This window comes from Marinobacter sp. LV10MA510-1, assembly GCF_002563885.1.
Taxonomy (GTDB): domain Bacteria; phylum Pseudomonadota; class Gammaproteobacteria; order Pseudomonadales; family Oleiphilaceae; genus Marinobacter.
The window spans coordinates 3287860-3306844 of sequence record NZ_PDJA01000001.1; the positions used below are offsets into that span (position 1 = coordinate 3287860).

General features: G+C 47.7%; 24 protein-coding genes and 1 pseudogene. 21 read left to right on the forward strand and 4 right to left on the reverse strand.

The features are described 5' to 3' along the window. Positions 1 to 14 precede the first annotated feature (14 nt). The 3 genes from ATI45_RS15740 to ATI45_RS15750 all read left to right on the forward strand — a co-directional run bounded on the left by ATI45_RS15740 (position 15) and on the right by ATI45_RS15750 (position 1170). Positions 15 to 425, forward strand: coding sequence for a hypothetical protein (locus tag ATI45_RS15740; RefSeq protein WP_098420598.1), 411 nt, complete (start codon positions 15 to 17; stop codon positions 423 to 425). A 96-nt stretch (positions 426 to 521) separates the two neighbouring features. Further along, positions 522 to 857 carry a hypothetical protein gene (locus tag ATI45_RS15745; protein ID WP_098420599.1) on the forward strand — a complete coding sequence of 112 codons (336 nt, stop codon included), beginning with the start codon at positions 522 to 524 and terminating at the stop codon, positions 855 to 857. A gap of 103 nt (positions 858 to 960) precedes the next feature. Further along, a complete protein-coding gene (locus tag ATI45_RS15750) occupies positions 961 to 1170 on the forward strand; it encodes a hypothetical protein (RefSeq protein WP_098420601.1) in 210 nt (69 codons plus the stop codon). 244 nt (positions 1171 to 1414) lie between these two features. Here the strand turns inward: ATI45_RS15750 and ATI45_RS15755 are convergent, their stop codons facing one another. Both ATI45_RS15755 and ATI45_RS15760 read right to left on the reverse strand, forming a co-directional pair. Beyond that, entirely contained in the window at positions 1415 to 2488 is a 1074-nt protein-coding gene (locus ATI45_RS15755; RefSeq protein ID WP_098420603.1) for a transposase, read from the reverse strand. Next, positions 2485 to 3396, reverse strand: coding sequence for a tyrosine-type recombinase/integrase (locus ATI45_RS15760; RefSeq protein ID WP_098420605.1), 912 nt, complete (start codon positions 3394 to 3396; stop codon positions 2485 to 2487). Before ATI45_RS15760 ends, ATI45_RS15755 begins: the two co-directional genes overlap by 4 nt. A gap of 163 nt (positions 3397 to 3559) precedes the next feature. Here ATI45_RS15760 and ATI45_RS15765 point away from each other — a divergent pair, with 163 nt between their 5' ends. The 9 genes from ATI45_RS15765 to ATI45_RS15795 all read left to right on the forward strand — a co-directional run bounded on the left by ATI45_RS15765 (position 3560) and on the right by ATI45_RS15795 (position 9135). Next, positions 3560 to 4357, forward strand: coding sequence for a PhzF family phenazine biosynthesis protein (locus ATI45_RS15765; RefSeq protein ID WP_098420606.1), 798 nt, complete (start codon positions 3560 to 3562; stop codon positions 4355 to 4357). Between the two features lie 76 nt (positions 4358 to 4433). Beyond that, a complete protein-coding gene (locus tag ATI45_RS15770; RefSeq protein ID WP_228706065.1) occupies positions 4434 to 4871 on the forward strand; it encodes a hypothetical protein in 438 nt (145 codons plus the stop codon). Positions 4872 to 4967: 96 nt separating this feature from the next. Beyond that, entirely contained in the window at positions 4968 to 5354 is a 387-nt protein-coding gene (locus tag ATI45_RS15775; RefSeq protein WP_098420584.1) for a tautomerase family protein, read from the forward strand. A 101-nt stretch (positions 5355 to 5455) separates the two neighbouring features. Next, a complete protein-coding gene (locus ATI45_RS15780) occupies positions 5456 to 6199 on the forward strand; it encodes a hypothetical protein (RefSeq protein ID WP_143751172.1) in 744 nt (247 codons plus the stop codon). Between the two features lie 113 nt (positions 6200 to 6312). After that, positions 6313 to 6576, forward strand: coding sequence for a hypothetical protein (locus tag ATI45_RS21985; protein ID WP_143751173.1), 264 nt, complete (start codon positions 6313 to 6315; stop codon positions 6574 to 6576). 98 nt (positions 6577 to 6674) lie between these two features. Further along, positions 6675 to 6995: a hypothetical protein gene (locus ATI45_RS21990; RefSeq protein ID WP_143751174.1), complete on the forward strand. Its 321-nt coding sequence runs from the start codon at positions 6675 to 6677 to the stop codon at positions 6993 to 6995. Between the two features lie 122 nt (positions 6996 to 7117). Then, a complete protein-coding gene (locus ATI45_RS15785; protein WP_098420610.1) occupies positions 7118 to 7495 on the forward strand; it encodes a hypothetical protein in 378 nt (125 codons plus the stop codon). Positions 7496 to 7615: 120 nt separating this feature from the next. Next, on the forward strand, positions 7616 to 8740 hold the full coding sequence (locus ATI45_RS15790) for a DUF3800 domain-containing protein (protein ID WP_098420612.1): 1125 nt from the start codon (positions 7616 to 7618) through the stop codon (positions 8738 to 8740). 170 nt (positions 8741 to 8910) lie between these two features. After that, positions 8911 to 9135 (forward strand): addiction module protein, encoded by a 225-nt coding sequence (locus ATI45_RS15795; RefSeq protein ID WP_098421785.1) that lies wholly within the window; start codon positions 8911 to 8913, stop codon positions 9133 to 9135. Positions 9136 to 9490: 355 nt separating this feature from the next. Here ATI45_RS15795 and ATI45_RS15800 read toward each other — a convergent pair whose 3' ends face one another. Together ATI45_RS15800 and ATI45_RS15805 are read right to left on the reverse strand one after the other, a co-directional pair. Beyond that, positions 9491 to 9808 (reverse strand): CcdB family protein, encoded by a 318-nt coding sequence (locus ATI45_RS15800; RefSeq protein ID WP_098420614.1) that lies wholly within the window; start codon positions 9806 to 9808, stop codon positions 9491 to 9493. Continuing rightward, entirely contained in the window at positions 9808 to 10053 is a 246-nt protein-coding gene (locus tag ATI45_RS15805; RefSeq protein ID WP_036183053.1) for a type II toxin-antitoxin system CcdA family antitoxin, read from the reverse strand. Before ATI45_RS15805 ends, ATI45_RS15800 begins: the two co-directional genes overlap by 1 nt. Positions 10054 to 10264: 211 nt before the next feature. Between ATI45_RS15805 and ATI45_RS15810 the strand changes: the two genes are divergently transcribed. From ATI45_RS15810 to ATI45_RS23070, 9 genes and pseudogenes are all read left to right on the forward strand, one after another. Then, on the forward strand, positions 10265 to 10492 hold the full coding sequence (locus ATI45_RS15810; protein ID WP_007348074.1) for an addiction module protein: 228 nt from the start codon (positions 10265 to 10267) through the stop codon (positions 10490 to 10492). A 1314-nt stretch (positions 10493 to 11806) separates the two neighbouring features. Next, positions 11807 to 12658: a tyrosine-type recombinase/integrase gene (locus ATI45_RS15825; protein ID WP_098420563.1), complete on the forward strand. Its 852-nt coding sequence runs from the start codon at positions 11807 to 11809 to the stop codon at positions 12656 to 12658. After that, positions 12658 to 13779: pseudogene (locus ATI45_RS15830) on the forward strand (IS91 family transposase). Before ATI45_RS15825 ends, ATI45_RS15830 begins: the two are co-directional and overlap by 1 nt. Positions 13780 to 14142: 363 nt before the next feature. Then, positions 14143 to 16875: an SIR2 family protein gene (locus tag ATI45_RS15835; RefSeq protein ID WP_098420616.1), complete on the forward strand. Its 2733-nt coding sequence runs from the start codon at positions 14143 to 14145 to the stop codon at positions 16873 to 16875. Positions 16876 to 17019: 144 nt separating this feature from the next. Beyond that, positions 17020 to 17334 carry a transcriptional regulator gene (locus ATI45_RS15840; protein ID WP_098420618.1) on the forward strand — a complete coding sequence of 105 codons (315 nt, stop codon included), beginning with the start codon at positions 17020 to 17022 and terminating at the stop codon, positions 17332 to 17334. Then, a complete protein-coding gene (locus tag ATI45_RS15845; protein WP_098420620.1) occupies positions 17327 to 17626 on the forward strand; it encodes a helix-turn-helix domain-containing protein in 300 nt (99 codons plus the stop codon). Before ATI45_RS15840 ends, ATI45_RS15845 begins: the two co-directional genes overlap by 8 nt. A gap of 124 nt (positions 17627 to 17750) precedes the next feature. Further along, positions 17751 to 18002, forward strand: coding sequence for a toxin HicA (locus ATI45_RS15850; RefSeq protein WP_098420621.1), 252 nt, complete (start codon positions 17751 to 17753; stop codon positions 18000 to 18002). Continuing rightward, positions 17995 to 18321, forward strand: a complete 327-nt coding sequence (locus tag ATI45_RS15855) for a type II toxin-antitoxin system HicB family antitoxin (RefSeq protein ID WP_098420622.1) — start codon at positions 17995 to 17997, stop codon at positions 18319 to 18321. The genes ATI45_RS15850 and ATI45_RS15855 overlap by 8 nt, the downstream gene beginning before the upstream one ends. Before the next feature lie 496 nt (positions 18322 to 18817). After that, positions 18818 to 18952 carry a hypothetical protein gene (locus ATI45_RS23070; RefSeq protein WP_267283833.1) on the forward strand — a complete coding sequence of 45 codons (135 nt, stop codon included), beginning with the start codon at positions 18818 to 18820 and terminating at the stop codon, positions 18950 to 18952. Positions 18953 to 18985: the final 33 nt, after the last annotated feature.

Below are 18985 nucleotides of genomic sequence, written 5' to 3' on the forward strand. Positions count from 1 at the left end.
TAATTGGTAAAAATATGGAAGCCGTCATCCAAGAAGAAGCAACCGGCTGTGGTATTGCGGCAAGCGCTGCTCTTGCAGGTGTCAGTTACGCCGCAGCACAAAGGAATGCCAACGCTCTGGGTATTTATGCCGCAGATACAGCGCTTTGGTCAGAGACTGAACACGTTCGGAAACTTCTGCGGGAATTCGGTATCTCGGTGTCGCCCAAAGAAACGCCATTCGAGTCCTGGGAGCGCCTCCCAGACAAGGCTCTTATGGCCATTAAGTGGCGGATGAAGCGGGGCAAACCATTTTGGCATTGGGTAGTGTTTTTCAGGGAGGGAGGCCAAGCAATGGTGCTGGACTCCAAGAAGGCTCTGAAATCGAACATCCGGCAAGATTTCGGGCGCATCAAGCCCCAGTGGTACATTGAGGTAACCAATTAACAAGTCGCACCAGTACGCGGCCTACGGCCGCCGGACGTCCCTGACGGGCCGCCGCTGTGCTTCGCGTTATACACATGAAAACCAAAGGAGAAAGCCGTGGGAACCAGCAAGCAATCGCTCCTGAAGCTCAGCGCTATCATAGAGCAGCATTCGGCAAATCAAACGAATATGCCATTTCGCAACATGTTCGCTACTGCTTGCTATCTCTTCGTGATTGGCGAGGAGCAAGCAGCTCGAAAGCAAATGAAGAGCCTTTTCGACTGGTTAGGCTGGGATAACCAGAGAACCTATTTCAGCGCCATACTTGATTCTTTATCGGAATTTGCCCCGAAGTACGCATCTGAAATAGCTGCCAATCAGGAAATTAACAAAATCTTTTACAAAGTCGAGACGCCGGGTAGTTCAGCGTCAGAATCGACAGAAAATGTATAACCATTGCAGGCACGGCGACGCCCACTACATTGCGCCTTCGGCTCCATTCCGCGGGCGCGCATGCTACAAGCGTTATGCAGCATTGAGAGACTGAGGTTGGTACATGAAAAGCGATAAGGCCGATGCGGCACTTTATCTGTTAACGGGGCTTCTTCAGCGTCTTGATGCTGAGCGTCCCGGCATGATTCAGGAAATGATTGCGGGCGTTGAGGGTGATCGGGCTGCACTTCCAGAAAATATTGAGAACAGAGAGTACGTGGAGAAAATTTTTGACGAGGCTGTGGAGTTACTAACACGTGCAAACACTGCATAACAAATAAGGATAGGTCGCGCGCAGCCGCGACCTGATCCGGTGTTGGACGAGCCCGGTGCTTCTCTATTAAGGAAATATCATCGGCGAACTGAGAGGTGCTTTGGCCCTGGCATTGGGCGGTCATTTTCGTCAGGCCAGAGGTTCCCGTGACTCTCGGTGAAACCGATAGCCGATCTGTCCTGGTGGTGGTGTCATAGGGTGCTCTGATCCCTCCCTGTAAGGTGCATGTCGGGTGGAGGTCAGGCTATGCCAGACATCGTCGCCGGGTTGTTGGCACGGGCCACCGGCAGGGTCGCCGCCAAAGCGTGATGCTCATGGGCTCGCCACAACAGGGGCAAACGCGTTGTTTCCGGGGTTGGGTGACTATCCCGGGTAGCGCCACCTGCAAGCGCAACTGCAGCCGGTGTAAGGTTTTGCGGGCACCGCCGTGCAGGAACCCGTATTCCCGCACCCGTCGCAGCCCCTTGGGCAGGACATGCTGCAGAACCCGCCAGAGGAACCGGCTCGCCGGTTCGGTCAGGGTCTGCCAGCGCCGGGTCTGGCTGTCCTGGTAGCGGAAGGTGACCTGCTCACCGTCGTAATCCACGATGTTCTGCTCCCGGAGCACACCACGATACAGATAGCGGGCCAGATAGGTCAGCGCCTGGTCGCCACGGCCGACCTGCTCGCACTGGGCGACCCAGTGTTTGGGAATCGATTCCGGCAAGGCAAAGCCTTGCTCGCGCATCCGGGTGAGGAATTTGGCGCGAAACACGGTGGCCAGGGCCCGACCGTTGAATAGATATCGCCCGGCCCGGGCGTGCCAGTGATGGCCCGTCAGCCCGCCCCCGGGGACCACGATGTGGACATGGGGGTGGAAAGCCAAGCGGCGGGAGTGGGTGTGCAACACTCCGACCAGCCCGAGCTGGTTGCCCAAGCGTTTATCGTTGCAGGCGAACTGGCACAGCGTCTCCCGGGCGGCCTGGAACAGAGCGTGACAGGTCCATCGGAGGTGGTGCCAGGCAAAGCCCCGCAACTGGGCCGGTAGGGTGAAGGTCACCAGGAAATAATCCACCGGCAACAGCTTCTGCCGCTGCCGGCCCAGCCATTGGCTGTTGGTGCCGTGCTGACAGGCAGGGCAACTGCGATGGCCGCAGGACGGGTACGCCTGTTGCACCTGCTGACAGGCGCGACAGTGATAGCGAACCTCGCCACAGTCCGGCGTATGGCAGGCCAGAATCGACCGCAGGGCGGCGTGATGCTCCGGTCGCATACGTGCCCCGACGTGCTGCTGCAGGCTGGCCTCATGATCGCGCAGAATCTGCGCCAGGGTGATCATTGGGTCACCCAGTCAACTTGCAGCCGCTCCACCAGGGCATTGATCATCAGGGCACTGTTCTGCTGGGCCTCATGGGTCATCCGGGTGTAGCGGGCGGTGGTTACCGGGCTGGCGTGGCCGAGCAGAGTCTGAATCGAGCGCAGGTTCACCCCATTTTCCAGCAGATGGGTGGCAAAGCTGTGGCGCAGGGAGTGAATGTGAACATGCTTGCGGATACCGCAGTCCAGGGCGACCTGCTTGATGGCCTTCTGCACCCCACCCCGGGCCATCACCCGGGGCTTGCCGGAGGTGGCAACCGACGCATACGGCGGGTGCCCCCCGGGAAACAGCAGGTCTGGATGACGGTGAGTGGCCCAATAGCGCCGCAAGGCCTTGAGTGTCATCAGCGGTAAAGGCACGAAGCGATCCTTCTTGCCCTTGCCACAGCGCACATGCACCCGCATCAGGTGACTGTCGACATCGGCGATGGTCAGGTTCAGGGACTCGCTCAGTCGCAGGCCCAGACTGTAGGTGGTGAGGAAATAGACCTGATAACTGAGTTTGCGTGTGCGACTGATCAGGCGCTCGACCTCCTTCAGGGAGAGCACGTCCTGCAGGGTCTGAACCTTGGGGGCCTTGACGATAGGGACGTATTCCCAGGGCTTGCCCAGTACATACTGATAGAAACTCTGCAACGCATTGCGGGCAATCTTGACCAGACTCCAGGACCGATGCTCGACCAGATGCATGAAATACTGCTGGAGCTGATCGGTGCTAAGCTGATCGGGACAGGTCTCGAAATAGTCGCAGACCTGTCGCAGGCAACGGGTGTACAGATCGATGGTCTTGGGGCTTTTGCCGCGCAGGGTGAGTTCGGTGAGGTAGCGTTGGTGCAGTGCTTGAAAACGGGCGTGTTCGTTGGCGTTCATCACACTTCTCCTGACAAGCCCTCCAAAATGGAAGGGGTCAGAGAAGTACAGTCGAATTTGGCCTCTGCCGCATAGCGGCTTCGTTCAACAAATCACGGAAGACGGACGCGTGAGACGCGCCGCTTTGTTCAGCGTTAGAAAGTATTAAAAGGAAGTGAGTCGAATGGATCTTGAAATAACTGTAGTTGATGCATTTACAGATTCCGTCTTTAGCGGGAATCCAGCAGCAGTGATCATCACGGATAGTTGGCTATCCGACGATTTAATGCAGTCTATTGCTGTAGAAAATAACCTTTCCGAGACAGCTTTTCTAGTTTTGTCTGAAGCATCAACTTATCAGATCCGATGGTTCTCGCCGCTCACTGAAATTGCTTTTTGCGGCCATGCAACTTTGGCCTCTGCTTTCGTCTTGTTTGACAAAAGTCCTGAGCTAGCTAACATTAAATTTTCAGCTAAAGCAGTTGGAGATTTCTCGGTAGGGAAAAGTGAGTCGGGTAGAATTCAGATGGACTTCCCGAACACCAAGCCTGAAAAAATCGAAACTATTCCTGAGAGTCTGATATCTGGTCTTTCCATTACGCCAACTGAAGTCTATCGCAACTCGCAGGCGTATTTTGTGGTCTACAGATCCGAATCTGAGGTCTTGTCTGTGCTTCGTAATAACGAGTCTCTGGTTAAACTTAAGCCCCTTGATGTTGTTGTGACGTGCAAGGCTGAAACAAAGGATTATGACTTCATATCAAGGTACTTCTGGCCTGCAAATGGCGGCGATGAAGATCCTGTAACTGGCTCAATCCACACGGGTCTAGCACCATTTTGGGCAGAACGATTGGGTAAAAATAATTTGGTGGCATATCAAGCCTCAGAACGAGGAGGGGTGCTCAATTGTGCGGTTTCAGGAGGAAGAGTACTAATTTCTGGCAACGCAGTTCAGTATTTAAAAGGTCGCATCACTATTTAGCGCTATATATTTCTAACAAGGCCCGGCACAGCGACGTCTTTTCCGTTGCGGCTCCGCCTCCACTACAAAGCCGCGCATGCTGGCGGTGTTAATTGGTAAAGCCATGAATTCAGTCATTCAGGAAGAAACGACCGGCTGTGGTATTGCAGCAAGCGCTGCTCTTGCAGATGTGAGTTACGCCGAGGCAAAAAAGAGAGCCAACGCTCTGAGTATTTATGCCGCAGACACGGCGCTCTGGTCGGATACCGAGTACGTCCGAAAGCTGCTCCGCGAATTCGATATTCCGGTATCCGCCATCGAGACGCCATTTGAGTCATGGGAGCGCCTTCCAGACAAAGCTCTTATGGCCATCAAGTGGCGGGTGAAGCGGGGCAAACCATTTTGGCACTGGGTGGTTTTCGTCAGGGAAGGAGGCCAAGCAATGGTGCTAGACTCAAAAAAAACTTTGAAATCGAACATCCGGCAAGATTTTGGACGCATCAAGCCCCAGTGGTACATTGAAGTCACCAATTAACAAGTCATTCAAGTTCGTTCCCGGCCTGACGGCCGTCCACCGGACGTCCCTGTCGGGCCGCCGCTTAATTCGGCGTTACACATCGCAGGAGGCATTGTGATAGTCATCTATGGAATTAAGGAACACCTGAATCCAGTCAAGGCCCAGCTTTCTGACGTCATTCACGGATGTATGCGGTCAGTTCTGGGCATGCCAGAAGACAAGCGGGCTCATCGTTTCATCCCAATGAATGCTGAGGATTTTTATTACCCAGGTGGAAGGACGCCCGCCTACACGGTTATTGAAATCAACATGATGCAGGGGCGAACTCCCGATACCCAGAAAGCCCTGATAAAGAAGCTGTTCTGTCAAATTGAGTCGGAGATTGGTATTTCGCCTGTGGACGTGGAAGTGACGATTAAGGAGCAACCAGCCCACTGTTGGGGTTTCCGTGGCATGACCGGAGATGAAGCGCGAGACCTCAAGTACTCAGTCAATGTGTAACAAAACGCTCAAGTACGTTCCCGGCCTGCAGCCGTCCACCGGACGGCTTTTAGCCGCCGCTTAGCTATGCGTTATGTATATAAATAAGATGGGAGAGTTGCATGAGTTTTTCTGAATTTCACTTCATTAAGACGTTATTTATAGTAGTACTGGTCTCTGGTGCTTTGGTCGGATGCGATACATCTAACTATTCTTTGAGTTCGGGCAGCGACCCCAGTTCTAATAATATAGCTGAACAGGAAACGGACTCACATTCGCCAGAAGCCTATTCGATCTCAGCTTCAAGTCAGAAACTAGGTAATAATAAAATTCTTCTGAAATTGGCGACAAACATACCTGGAACAATCGAATTGATGGCTGGCATCAGTTTAGCCGACCAGGCTCCGGACGATATTTTGATTGGAAAAAATGGACGCGCTCGATTAGTGAACGGGAAAGGGCAGGTAACATTTAATGTAAGTGACTTGCCATCTGGAAAATATAATGTGAAGGCTGCGTTTTATCCTCGCTGGGGCTTTAAAGATGAAGAGTCAAAGTTGTCTGGGGTGGACGAAAATCTAGAGTATAAACATTCAATTTCTCTAACTGGATCAGGTGAGCCAGCCGAGTCAGCTAATCAGCGCAATGAGGGGCAAGCGTGGGTAATGGAGAATATCACTATGGGGTCGGAGTGGGATCCTGGTTTTTGGAAAAACCGTTTTGGTCAATGGAATGAATTTCCCGTAACAACTCGTAATCCAGATATCACTTCAAACTATTATTTTGAATCTCTTGATATGACCATAATCGTAAATTCTTTCAAGAATGAAATAACAACTTGGAGAATGGGTCGAGATGGCTTGTAGTCGCACACTACATAACCAGTCAATTAAGTACGTTCCGGGCCTTGTGGCCCTCCACCGGACGCGCTAGAAACCGCGCGCCGCTTATCTCAGCGTTAGGCAATCAAGGAAAAGTCATGTTGAGAGTATTATTTATAGCTTTGGTTCTTGCAGGGTGTACATCATCTCCAGGCATCATTCCGGTGGGAAATGATACGTATGCAACAATGATTTCAGGCCAAAGTGGTTTTGTTCCTGTTGGTGGAATGAAGGCGGATGCATACGAAGGTGCGCAGAAACATTGCAAAAGCCTTGGAAAAACATTGGAAGAAGTATCATTTAATTCAAGTTCGGGTTTTGGAAAGTTCCCAGAAGTTGAATTAAAGTTCAAATGTGTTTAGTCCTAGTGCTCTGGAAATGCCTAACAATTGATTGCTACGGATTTGGTAGTTTTGAGTAGAATCGTAATGTGCTACCAACTTTAATACGAGAAAAGAAAATGACAAGTACAAACCCTGCACGACATATATTTTCTTTTGAGGGCGGTGACAAACTAACCACCATCGGTGCGACGTTCTTCGTTTCTTATCTCTATCATCTGCATGTCGATTCAACTCATAGAAAATGGGCTTCTATAAAAACTCAGAAATCGCGTATTAGTACTATCAACAAATCGGAGCAATATCATAGTATTTGGTTAAAGCACATCGGTGGTATGAGTGAAGCTAACCTCAATAGAAACACTCTAGGTTTGGACGGTGCTACTATTAAAAAAATGGCGCTGGCCATACAAAAATCATTGTCAATACCAAGAGCCTAACAAGTGCATCTTGCCGGATTTGGGTAAACTGTCACCTGTTTTGCAAAAACACGCAAAACAGCCGCCAATTCACCCAAACCGCAAATGCAGGCGTTAGCAATCAAAAAGGAACTTCAAAGTTCATGAACAAAATATTTAAAATACTTTTAATTTCTTTCTTGGCTTTTACAGGCACTTGTAGTGCTGGTGAGTGGTATGAAGGAGGCACACTCACAGACCGGAACGCAATTGCATGGCAAGATGCTAGTCTGGCAAATAAGATTGCCTCGTCAGCAGATTTTGTTGCAGTAATGTTCCAAGGCAGTTATCTCAAGCCTTCTATTTCAAGCAACATTAAGTCCGTTACTGATTTAGCCCCATATGCCATTCAAGTTGCAATATGCATTGACGGCTCAACAAAAAAACTGGCAGATCCAGAAGAAAATAGAAAAACCTTTACCAACCAAAAGTTAAGTGGCATGGCGGCAACATGTACAACTTTAATGGGCTGGATGAAATAATAATTGCTAACAAGGCATTGCACCGGACTCCGCATACTGTCGCGCTTTTTGCAAAAACACGCAAAAAATCGCGCCAGCATGCTACGCCGGTGAATGCGGCGTTATATTTTTAGGAAGCATATGCACTTTTATTACGACGAATCTAACAATGTTAGAGTACTTAAAGTAAAAAATGATGGGTTTAATACTGATTCACACGACAATCCATCACCATGTTTTGTACTTGCAGGTATTGCTTTACCAAAAGATGGAAGCGCCATTACAGAAAGTGAAAAAATCATCTTAAATAAGAAAATAAACCTTCCTAAAGATTCTGATGAGTTTAAATTTAAAAATATCGCAAATGGTGAGTTCCTTGATAATTTAAAATCCGTAAAATTACGGAATTTATTAGAATGGGTTAAGAGTAGTGATTACTTAATACACTATAGTAATTTGAATATGGAATATTGGTCTGTAATTGATATAATTGATGATATTTGTGAATTCGCTGACTCAGAGGGATCTTTAAATTATGCCGCCGCAGGGGGGAAATATAACTTCACTGCGTTCCATAAAGATGCACTTTATTTACTTTTAAAATTACAAAAGCGGTCATTTATAACTATCTTACGTAATAATGGTTACCCAAATGTTATCGGCTTGAAAGTTAAAAAATTGCTTAAAGATCTTAAAATGCTTTGTAAAAAGACCACATCACCATCTTCCCATTCTGTTTATAAACTCAGTAAAGAAAGTAAGCTACAAATCAAGAGCTTGCAAAAACTACTTGAATTGTGTGCAAAAATATCAGAACTAGAGTTGGTTTACGATAGTGACGATGGAATTTTAATTGATGGATTAAGTGTTTTTTATCGATTTAGATTGGAGCAGTTTCCTGATTCTAAACATACTTTTGATAATGAGTATAAAATTCAAGAACATTTTGAAAAACTTAAAGGTCTTGATTCAGTACTTCAATCTGAAAACTATGAATTTGTTAACTCAAAAGATCATTATGAAGTTCAATTATCTGATGTAATGAGTGGTTTGTTTAAAAATTACTTTACGTTTATCGATAAAGTCAAAATAGAGTTAATCGGTGAAATAAAGGAAGGGTTAAATCAACTACAAATTAAAAATTTAGAATTGATTAAAGATTTGGTTTTGCAAACAGATAATACCATGCCTTTAATGCTTCATTATGTTTCAAGTGCTTCTGAACAAATAAAGCATGCTGAATTTTTATTTGATAAAAAAATATAACAAGCCATTCAAGCAGGACAAATAACAGTTGGCTATTTACTCCTTCGTCGCCTATTTTAGCCACCTATTATTTGCCTCTTAATGGGACGTTAAAGGGTAAAGCTCGAGGTATGGCAGCCATTACCTATCCGTGTCAGAATTATCAGACACACGAACGAGAGGTTTCGCCCATGAATCTCCAGAGAATTGAAGACGAGGCACTCCATCTGCCAAAAGAGGAGCGAGCTCAGTTGATCCAACGATTGGTTTTGAGCCTGGAATCTCCGTCAGAGGAAGAGATGAAGTCTGACTGGTTGCTTGAGGCTCGCAGAAGAGCGGAAGAACTTGATAGCGGGTTGGTTCCAGCGGTACCCGGTGACGACGTTATGAGGAAGGCTCGAGCACTAATCAAATGAACGACGTTTTTCACCCGGCAGCGGAAGCCGAGTTTTGGAATCAGTCGGTTACTACGAATCGAAGGTTCCAGGATTGGGTGGTGCCTTTATAGAGGAACTTGAGGCCCTGGCCGAACTAATCGGCGAGTCACCAGAAGCTTGGCAGGTCAAGCTGGAGCCGGATATTCGCAGAGCTCCCCTTCATCGATTTCCGCTATCCATCGTCTATCGAAAAAAGCCTAGCTGTTTCCAGATTCTAGCGGTTGCACATGACCGGCGGCGGCCGCACTACTGGCTAGGCAGGCTTTAACAATCGGCTGCACGGCGACCGATTTTCCGCCGCTTCGCGGCTCCAAACCGGCGCGTGAGCCGGGCGTTAAATGCCAGTGATCGCGAAGTCCAGGGCATCTACTATCTGGTCTCGAAAGTGGGTTAATGAGCCTGCGGGGTTATTCAGTTGCTTGGTGGGCACTGAGGATATTTGAGGTGTCAGCAACAGAAGTTTCTGGCCATCGAAGGTGACCTTTGGAGTGAGGCCCTGCATCGTTTGGTTCCCGAAGGCTGAGAGCCTGCCAAGCGGAATAACGATGCGTGTTGCCAGTTCAGATAAGTGCAGGCTTTGAATGTCGACCAAGTAGGGATAAAACGATTTGCTGGCTTTGTTCGGATTGGGGTATACATCGAACTGGGCCATTAAAATTCCCTAAATTCGTCACCGAAGCAACCATGCTGCTCAACGAACTCGTTGTAACTTGTGATGGCAGCGCGGTTTTCGTCAGCCCATTGAGCTGCTTTGCGTTTCGCCAACTCTTCTCTCAAAGCTCGCTCAAGCGTGGCCGAGAGATTGATGTTCAACGCTCGCGTTTTTGAAAGCAGGTCGCTGTTCACGGACAGATTCGTTGCCTTTTTAGGAGAAGCTATATCGTAGAGCTCATGCATTTTGGCCTCCACAGAGCTATTTTCTGGCTTTTACACAGCTTATGCGTATGCGGGTGCGCATTCAAGTGCATTTAACCAATCAATCAAGTTCGTTCCCGGCCTGACGGCCGTCCACCGGACGGCTTTTAGCCGCCGCTTATCTCAGGGTTAGCGCTCCAAGACACCGGACGGAACCGGCGGTACAATGAAGATGGGAATACGGAGGTAAAGTATGGTGGCTTCATTCACAGAAATTGAGCGGCAGGCCCGGAATTTGACGGTTGAAGAACGTGCTAGGCTTGCAGAGTCGTTGCTCGAGTCACTTCAGTTGTCACGTTCCGATATAGAATTGGCTTGGGCCCAAGAGATCGAAGATCGCGTAGCCGCATTCGATCGTGGCGATATGCCGACCTACGCAGCAGAGGACGTTTTTGCAGAAGCGTACTACTTGTCGCGGTGAGACGCGTCAGGTTCGTTGCTGCAGCACGACGTGAATTCTTGGCTGAAGTCGTTTATTACAATGAGGAAGAGCAAGGTCTTGGCGCACGTTTTACGACAGCAGTTGAAGAGGCAACAAGTAGAGCTCTTGCGTTTCCGCTCGCTGGTTCGCCCGCGCCCAAGAATACTCGGCGGGTTTTTCTCAAGGACTTCCCATTCTCGGTCGTTTATCAGCCAACCGCCGGTGGCATCATTGTGTTCGCTCGCGCACCATTCGCTTCGGCCAGGTTATTGGCGGACGCGTCTGCAAGAGCGCTAACCAGCGCAGGCACGGCGACGCCCTTTACATTGCGCCTTCGGCTCCATTCCAAGGGCGCGCATGCTGCGAGCGTTAGCTGGATTGGTGTGGTTCCTTTTTGGTGGTTCGGTGTCAGTGGCCTTGGCCCAGAGTTGGCAGCAAAACCGGTAAGTTTCGGTGTTTGCCAAGGCCGTCAAAATCGGTGGTTAGTTGGTAGTTCAGCGTTTCAATAGCGGTGACAGAAAGTTAGGTGTTCCGTTTGTGGGGCTGTTCGTCGTGAACACGGTTTTGATCTGCTAATCTGGTGTTCTGGTTCATTCACCGCATCGGTTGTGGTGTTTTTAAACGCGGTGCACCGGCGGATTTTGGTGCAAAGCAGCAATGGCGCAGGCCATCGTATTGGTCGCCAGGGAGTGGCTTCATCGTTACACCCAGCTAACCAGTTAATCAAGTTCGTTCCCGGCCTGATGGCCGTCCACCGGACGGCTTTTAGCCGCCGCTTATCTCAGCGTTAGCTGGATTTATGTGGTGCCTTTTTGGTGGCTCGGTATCAGTGGCCTTGGCCCAGAGTTGGTAGCAAAACCGGTATTTTTCAGTTGCGCCAAAGCCGTCGAAATCTATGGTCAGTTTGGTGCTCCAACGTTTCAGTAGTGTTAGCAGGAAATTGAGTGTTCCGTTCGTGGGGCCGTCTGCGGCAAGCTGGGTTTTGATCTGTTAGTCTTATGTTCAGGTCCATTCGCCGCATCGGCGGTGGTCTTTTTCGCACTGTACATCAGCAGACCTTGGTACAAGGGCAGTAGCGGAATAGGCTATCGTTTTGAGTGCCGAAGGCTGGGTTGTCAGTTACACCCAGCTAACAAATCGCAGCAGCACCAGGCCTACGGCCGCCGGACGTCACTGACGTGCCGCCGCTGTGCTCAGCGTTGAACTAAACCGCTTCGCGGTAGCGAGTAAGCCTGAAAGTTTCCTGCGAGATCAGGTGAATTGACCGATACTTTTGATTAGCCCGAGTGGGCTTTCAAAAGAGGAGTGTCCGTCATGACACCGTTACGTCAGACCATGATCCAGGCCATGTGCCAACATGGCTTTTCCCCCCGAACCCAGCACAGCTATCTTTACGTCGTCACCGCGCTGGCCCGTTATTATCGGCGCTCGCCCGATCAGTTGAAGGTGGAAGACTTACAAGTCTTTTTCAACTATCTGGTGCAGGAGCGCTCGCTGTCACCGGCCAGTTGCCGTGTTTACCTCCATGGCATCCGGTTTCTGTATCTGAAGGTGCTGCACTGGGCGCACTTCGATGTAACCCTGGTGCTGCCCAAGCGACCTCAGCGCATTCCAGAATTACTGACACGCCAGGAAGTCACGCGCCTTCTGGCCGCTGTTCTTAACCCCAAGCACCAAGCCCTGTTATCCGTCACCTATGGATGCGGTTTGCGCGTCAGCGAAGCGGTCGCGTTGAGGGTCAAAGACATCGATGGTGAACGCCATCTGCTGCGGATTGAAAAAGGCAAGGGCGCCAAAGACCGGATGGTGCCCCTGGCTCCCGGAGTACTCCAAGCGCTCCGTCGCTATTGGCAGATTCGCCATCCCATGCTCTGGTTATTTCCCAGTGATTTACTGCCAGACAGACACCTTCATATCACCACGCCTCAGAAGGTCTACCACACAGCCAAGACAACCAGTGGCATTGAAAAATGCGGTGGCATTCACGCCTTGCGCCATGCCTACGCCACACACCAGCTGGAGGGGGGTTTGCCCATTCATGAGCTGCAACGGCTCTTGGGGCACAGCGATTTGCGCAGCACTCAACGGTATCTGCACTGGTTGCCAGGCGTCACACCCCAAAACGGGGGTCCTGCAGACCTGATCGCAAGTCTCGGAGGTGCATGATGGCGGGCACACTGAGCGTTCAAAACATACTGACGCGATTTCTGCCAGGTCAGACACTGGACAGTCACCGTCGTAAAGTCTGCGCCCGCCTAACGGACTGCCGAACCGCCCGCATGGGCGGTATGGACATGCGTTGTGATCATTGCCAGGCCCACTCCGTCTGCTACTACGGATGCCGGGATCGCCATTGTCCGCAATGCCAGGGCCATGCAACTGAACAATGGAGCGCACGTCAGCGCTCCCTGTTACTGCCGGTGCCTTACTTCCATTTGGTGTTTACGCTACCTCACACCTTGAACGGCTGGGTTCAGCTCCATCCCGACGTGATCTATCGCTGTCTGTTCGCCGCAGTCTGGGACACGCTTAAGCAGTTTGGGCGCAACACCCGGCACCTTGGCGGCGAACTGGGTATGACAGCGGTGCTCCACACCTGGGGACAGAACCTGAGCCGTCATGTGCACGTGCATTGCCTGATCCCCGGCGGAGTGTTGACCGGCACCGAAGACTGGCACAAGGCAAAAAGCCACTACTTGTTCCCGGTACGGGCCTTATCCCGGCGTTTTCGAGAGCGGATGGTGTCGTTGCTAAGAGCGGCGGTGAACGCCGGCGAACTGCACCGGGTGACCCGCAACGGTGAGATTGATGGCGTGCTCGACGGCCTGATGCAACACGAGTGGGTGGTCTACACCCGACACTGCCTGAACCAGGCCGAGAGCGTGGTGGATTATCTGGCTCGCTACACTCACCGAATCGCCATCAGCAATGGGCGTTTGTTGACGATGGAGGATGACCGGATCGCGTTCCGCTATAAGGACTATCGGGATCATTCCCGATTGAAGACCCAATGGCTGGATGGCTAGGAGTTCGTGCGTCGGTTCCTGATGCACATTCTGCCCAAAGGCTTTATGCGAATTCGCCATTTTGGCTACCTGAGCAACTGCACTCGACGCCGCAAACTGGCGGTTATCCGGCACTGTTTATCGCAGCCGCTCAAATCAGAAGCGACACTGGAGAGCCCGGCGTCTCAGCGATGCTGGCCGTGTCTTCTTTGTGACAGCGGTGTGGTTCGCATGGTTCGTCAGGTTCCACGATTTAGACCAGCGGTGATCCCAACGGGCTAACCCATCTCCGCCTGGTTCGGTGCTTGGAAAACAACCGTTCTAAAGGAGCTGGGCGTTTCTGCGGGCGAACGCTGGAAAAAGGGGCATACGAGGGGTAATCTGAGGGTAGTCACAACAAGGAACCGCCTCATGAAGGATCGAATGAGACCAAAACCCGCCGACATTGCTTCGTACCGGGCCCCAGATGTACCGTTCAGGCTTCGCCTCCAAATTACTTTATCCTTAAGCATTGTTCGATAGCTGCGGCGTTGGCGGCTTAGTCCAACAGACATTTAATGGTCATGCTGCGCACGACCATTAAATGCTTAGGTGTTATGGCTCTAGGCTAACTTCTCGCGTTAAATTGTAATTCTAGGATACAAAATGGATGTAACAAATAAAGAGCACTTTAAAACAATTCGTAAAGCTATTGAAAACAATAAACTTGCTGTGTTTGTTGGATCCGCTGTGTCTTTTGATTCAAATCTTCCGTCATGGGGAGAACTTATCAGTTTAATGAAAAGTGCTTTAGAACTGCCTAGAACAGATGATTATTTGAAAATAGCTGAACACTACTATCTTCAATATGGAAGAAATACGTATTACAGCAAAATTAATGACTTTTTTCCGTCTGAAAGCAAACCAAATAAGCTTCATGAACTGCTTCTCTCCTTAAAGCCACAACATATAATAACGACAAATTGGGATGATTTACTCGAAAAGTCGATAAACACTAACGGAGACTTGTATTTTACAGTAGCAAACGATCATGAACTTGCTTCGTCACCAAGCTCACAACTATTGGTAAAAATGCATGGTGATTTGACTCACCGAAATATAGTATTTAAAGAATCTGATTATTTAGCTTACACAGATAAATTTCCTTTAATTGAAAATTTCATCAAAAGCCTTTTTTCTACTCATGTTGTAATTTTTGTTGGTTACAGTATAAGCGATTATAATTTAAATCAGATTTTAAGCTGGATAAGAAACAGAACCCAAGATGCTCCGCCAGCTTTCACAATCTTAACCGAAAGTAAAATAACATTATCTGAATCAAATTATTTAAGAGAAAAAGGTGTATATCCATTACTGTGTGAGGAAAACACCAATAATGCAACGGACTACCCTGAACTATCACCTAAAAGCTGTAGGGTAGCAGAGACTATTTCTAAAATAATCCACCCAGAACCTACAGAAATGCTTGATATTATAGGTGAAATTGCTATTGATATTTCTAGCTGGGAAACCATATATCCTTCGGTATTTGTCCAATTATTTAAAAACAGGTTTAATATAACTGAGATTAATAAAATTTATTTTGATTCAAGTGATAATGTGATTGTTTATAACCTGAGCGAAGAAGAGAAGGGTTACAACCGAGATAAGATTAGAAAAATCAGAAGGCAACTCCTAAAAATATTACAATTTATTCCTGTTTCTGAAATTCGGCTTTCATTTGAGCATCGTAAATACTATCGAGTAAGAAATGTATTTAAATTCGAATTTGTTGATGAATATACATCCTTCAATTTTAGTAAAATCTCTGATCGGATTTCTACTGCAACAGTTAACTCAAGTGATAATCAGGATATGCATTTTCAAAATGCGTACGACAACTACTTTTTAAAAAAACTGCATATAGCAAGAGAGGCTTTTACACACGTAGCTAATATGTATTTTTCTAAGTCGTTGTTCATTAAATCTTTGATCTCTTCATTTAATAAGAAACAATTATGCTTAGGTGAAATACCATGGGATCTTGCTGGTGACTTTTTTGAAACCTCGATGGAAGAGCAGTTATCAAGAAATGATAATATCTCTGAACTCATTGAGAAATTTCCTAAAAGTATTGTTAATAGGCAAAAATCTCTATTTCATGGATTAGATTCAAATAACTCTTTTTTATTAGAGCGCTTCAGAAATGTAGCCAACCTGAGTAGAGAAATAGATGATGAAATCGATAGTATAAATAGTGGCTCGATGGTGTTTAGTAATAAGCTAGCTTCCATGTATAACCAAGTTCGCTGTACGGCCATGTTTATAACTAAAAATAGAATTACGACGTTATATTCCTCAGATTACAAAAATATTTGTAAAATTGCTTTTGAAGCAATTATAAAAAGGCAATGCTTAGAGAATAAAGTTGAGCTTGATGTGCTTCTTTCTTATAGCGCGTTGATTTCATTTAAAGAAAAAGATCTTGTTAAGTTTTTGTCCGACAAGTTAAATGAAGATAAATCATTAGAAATATCAGAAGATACAATTGAGTATATTTTTCTTGTCTTGGATAATTTAATCCAAACAATCTCTTCGGGGGGCTCATTCAACTTAAAAGAGCATTGTATTAAAGTTTGGTCTAATGCACTTATTTTACTTTCTTATGCAAAACACTCCGAAGTTACACTCAAAGAAATAATTAAACGTCTGACAGTTTCATTTGATACTAATAGGTGGTTTCTCCTATCTGAAGCTGTTAATAGATTTCTAGTATTTCAAGTTAATAGATATGGATGCTCATTTTCTGTAGCTGATTTAAAGTTATTATTTGACAAGCAAGTTGAGAAAATAAATTCAAATGAAAATATACCTATTCAAGAGCGAGGACGGCTATTTTCTAACCTTTTATACTTGATTAGAGACAACGAAAATGATGCAAGTGACCTTTTTGAAGGAAATAAACAGCTCGAAAGGTTTATTTCAAATATTACAGCGATGGAATTTAACGAGCGCCTAAGAGCTATAAATGGGTTTGTATTTGTAATCCATTCATTAGCTGTTGGAGAGTTAAAGAAAAAAGTTTCAGAACTGTTGAAAACAACATTTGAAGACTCTAAAGAAGCAGAGTTTAGTGAATCATCAATTATGTTTGGATTAGATTTATATAATGTTGGAGTTTTATCTGAAACTGAATTGGTTTTTGTAATCAAGCAACTGAAGATCAAAGTAGATGACCATATTCAAAAAGGCAGTACTACAAGTAGTTATTCAGTAATTAAAGAGCAGCTAGGAAAAATTAATAAAGAACAACTAAAGGGCTTTGAAGAAACAGTTGAAAGGGTTAATAAATTAACCGATGCAATGGAAAATAGCTTTAAACGGTTCAACGAGCCATAACAAGGCCTTTAAACGGAACAAAAACAGTTGGCTTTGTTTCGTGCCTCAACAAGTGTAGCCAACAATTTTTGTCCGCTTAAGGCGGCGTTAACCCTTCCTGCCGCCAATCTTGCAAAACTCCGTCAATGACGTATATTGGTTACCATGTTTACCATCATCGAAACCCCTACATTTGAAGCGGACGCCAGAAAAGTCTGGACTGAGGAGGAGCGAAGCGCTTTCTTTGCTTGGCTGGCAGCCAATCCTGAAATTGGCGACCCCATCTCAGGTAGCGGCGGGTGTAGAAAGATTCGTTGGTCGGTAGCGGGTTCAGGGAAGCGTGGTGGGGTGCGAGTTATTTACTTCACCAGGCTGGCAAATGGTGAGATCTGGTTGTTGGTGATCTACAAAAAGGCCGTCAAGGACAACATACCCGCGCATATCCTGAAGTCGATTCGTGAGGTATTGGAAAATGAGTAACGAGATTCTGAGTGCTGAGGAACTTGGCAACAAGCTACTCCAATCCGTCAAAGAAATGAAAGCGGGCAAAGCCGCACGAGTCAGTCGTGTGGAGCCTAATGAGGTAGCAGATGCACGGAGTAAAACCGGCCTGACCCAGATAGAGTTTGCTGAGGTACTGCATATTTCTGCGCGTACGTTGCAGGAGTGGGAGCAAGGGCGACGGAAGCCCTCTGGGCCAGCGAAAGCGCTCATCGAGATTGCTTTCCGCCATCCCGAGGTCATCCGGGAGGACCTCGAACTCCGGGGTTAACAAGCGGCTGTTGTCGGACGCGCCTACGCTGCGCTCCGGCACGCCGCAAAGCCGAGCGTTAAATGGAAACGGCTACCAGCGCCTAGCCTGTTGACTTCAGTATCAATAGTGATACTATTTTCACATGGCAAAACTCGACGATCTTCTCAAATCTATGCGAGACAATCCGAAAGGCGTCCGCTTTTCTGACTTGTGCAAAGTATGCGATCTGTATTTCGGTGAGCCGCGGCAATCCGGATCCAGTCACAGAGTCTACAAGACGCCATGGCTTGGTGACCCGCGAGTCAATATTCAGAACGCCAAAGGCAAGGCTAAGGCATATCAAGTGAAGCAGGTGCTGCAGGCTGTAGAGCGACTGGAGGTGAAAAATGGATAAAACTATTGATCGATATACATACCGGGTGACCTGGTCAGAAGACGATCAGGAGCATGTGGGTTTGTGCGTTGAGTTCCCTAGCTTAAGCTGGTTGGAAGACACACCCGAAAAAGCCCTCAAGGGTATTCGTAGGTTGGTTCGAGATTGCATCAAGGATCTTCAGGAAGAGGCTCAAGATATACCTCAGCCCATTTCTGCAAAGTCATTCAGTGGGAAGTTTATGGTGCGCGTCCCTCCAGACACACATCGTTCGCTTGTAATCCAAGCTGCTGAATCCGGTGTCAGCTTAAATCGCCTCATCTCGAGCAAGTTGCACTGATCCATGTAACAAATCACGGAAGGCGGACGCGTGAGACGCGCCGCTTCGTTCAGCGTTGAGGCTGTAGAAAAAGGTCGAAGACAATCCTCGAACTGAAATTGGTTAATAAACGATCTAAAAATAGCGCCTATTCTTAAAATCTGGAGCACTTATCGTCGAAAGCAGACCTGGATTTTACGTAGAAACGTCATCACAAAAGTGCTCGAGGGTTTTTCTACAACCTCGTTAGGCGCACCACAATCTGAGTTTGAGTAAGATCCATAGTATGAAAAAGGTATCAGAAATGCTCATAGCAGTTAGCGGTGACCTGCTAAAGAGCGTGGAAAATCTGGAGGAAATGCAGGCACACTTGGATTTGGTGAAGACTGCATGGAACATGTCACTGTCATCTGGAAAAAAACGGAATGGAAAGCTCAAAAAGTTCATTGAATCTCAACGGGCCCGGGCGCCAAGCATATAGGCACTCGAAGGTCTCGAATGGGAGTTCAGGCGAATCATGAAGCAAAAGGACAAGCTTTTTCCAACGGTAAAGAAAAAAGTAGAGTTTGCAATGGCCATTGAGGAAAGCAAGAACGACTATATTATACGGGCATACTTCACTAATGGCGCCGAGCCGAGTCCGATCGCCTAACAATCACAATCACAATCACAGCCACGGCGACGT

Bases quoted from the DNA above. Each gene is read 5' to 3' on its own strand.
- ATI45_RS15780 (WP_143751172.1), top strand. From the start codon at position 5,456: ATGAGTTTTTCTGAATTTCACTTCATTAAGACGTTATTTATAGTAGTA.
- ATI45_RS15810 (WP_007348074.1), top strand. From the start codon at position 10,265: ATGGTGGCTTCATTCACAGAAATTGAGCGGCAGGCCCGGAATTTGACG.
- ATI45_RS15795 (WP_098421785.1), top strand. From the start codon at position 8,911: ATGAATCTCCAGAGAATTGAAGACGAGGCACTCCATCTGCCAAAAGAG.
- ATI45_RS15835 (WP_098420616.1), top strand. From the start codon at position 14,143: ATGGATGTAACAAATAAAGAGCACTTTAAAACAATTCGTAAAGCTATT.
- ATI45_RS21985 (WP_143751173.1), top strand. From the start codon at position 6,313: ATGTTGAGAGTATTATTTATAGCTTTGGTTCTTGCAGGGTGTACATCA.
- ATI45_RS15760 (WP_098420605.1), bottom strand. From the start codon at position 3,396: ATGAACGCCAACGAACACGCCCGTTTTCAAGCACTGCACCAACGCTAC.
- ATI45_RS23070 (WP_267283833.1), top strand. From the start codon at position 18,818: ATGAAGCAAAAGGACAAGCTTTTTCCAACGGTAAAGAAAAAAGTAGAG.
- ATI45_RS15800 (WP_098420614.1), bottom strand. From the start codon at position 9,808: ATGGCCCAGTTCGATGTATACCCCAATCCGAACAAAGCCAGCAAATCG.
- ATI45_RS15770 (WP_228706065.1), top strand. From the start codon at position 4,434: ATGCTGGCGGTGTTAATTGGTAAAGCCATGAATTCAGTCATTCAGGAA.
- ATI45_RS15755 (WP_098420603.1), bottom strand. From the start codon at position 2,488: ATGATCACCCTGGCGCAGATTCTGCGCGATCATGAGGCCAGCCTGCAG.
- ATI45_RS15740 (WP_098420598.1), top strand. From the start codon at position 15: ATGGAAGCCGTCATCCAAGAAGAAGCAACCGGCTGTGGTATTGCGGCA.
- ATI45_RS15785 (WP_098420610.1), top strand. From the start codon at position 7,118: ATGAACAAAATATTTAAAATACTTTTAATTTCTTTCTTGGCTTTTACA.
- ATI45_RS15790 (WP_098420612.1), top strand. From the start codon at position 7,616: ATGCACTTTTATTACGACGAATCTAACAATGTTAGAGTACTTAAAGTA.
- ATI45_RS21990 (WP_143751174.1), top strand. From the start codon at position 6,675: ATGACAAGTACAAACCCTGCACGACATATATTTTCTTTTGAGGGCGGT.
- ATI45_RS15845 (WP_098420620.1), top strand. From the start codon at position 17,327: ATGAGTAACGAGATTCTGAGTGCTGAGGAACTTGGCAACAAGCTACTC.
- ATI45_RS15855 (WP_098420622.1), top strand. From the start codon at position 17,995: ATGGATAAAACTATTGATCGATATACATACCGGGTGACCTGGTCAGAA.
- ATI45_RS15825 (WP_098420563.1), top strand. From the start codon at position 11,807: ATGACACCGTTACGTCAGACCATGATCCAGGCCATGTGCCAACATGGC.
- ATI45_RS15765 (WP_098420606.1), top strand. From the start codon at position 3,560: ATGGATCTTGAAATAACTGTAGTTGATGCATTTACAGATTCCGTCTTT.
- ATI45_RS15805 (WP_036183053.1), bottom strand. From the start codon at position 10,053: ATGCATGAGCTCTACGATATAGCTTCTCCTAAAAAGGCAACGAATCTG.
- ATI45_RS15850 (WP_098420621.1), top strand. From the start codon at position 17,751: ATGGCAAAACTCGACGATCTTCTCAAATCTATGCGAGACAATCCGAAA.
- ATI45_RS15840 (WP_098420618.1), top strand. From the start codon at position 17,020: ATGTTTACCATCATCGAAACCCCTACATTTGAAGCGGACGCCAGAAAA.
- ATI45_RS15750 (WP_098420601.1), top strand. From the start codon at position 961: ATGAAAAGCGATAAGGCCGATGCGGCACTTTATCTGTTAACGGGGCTT.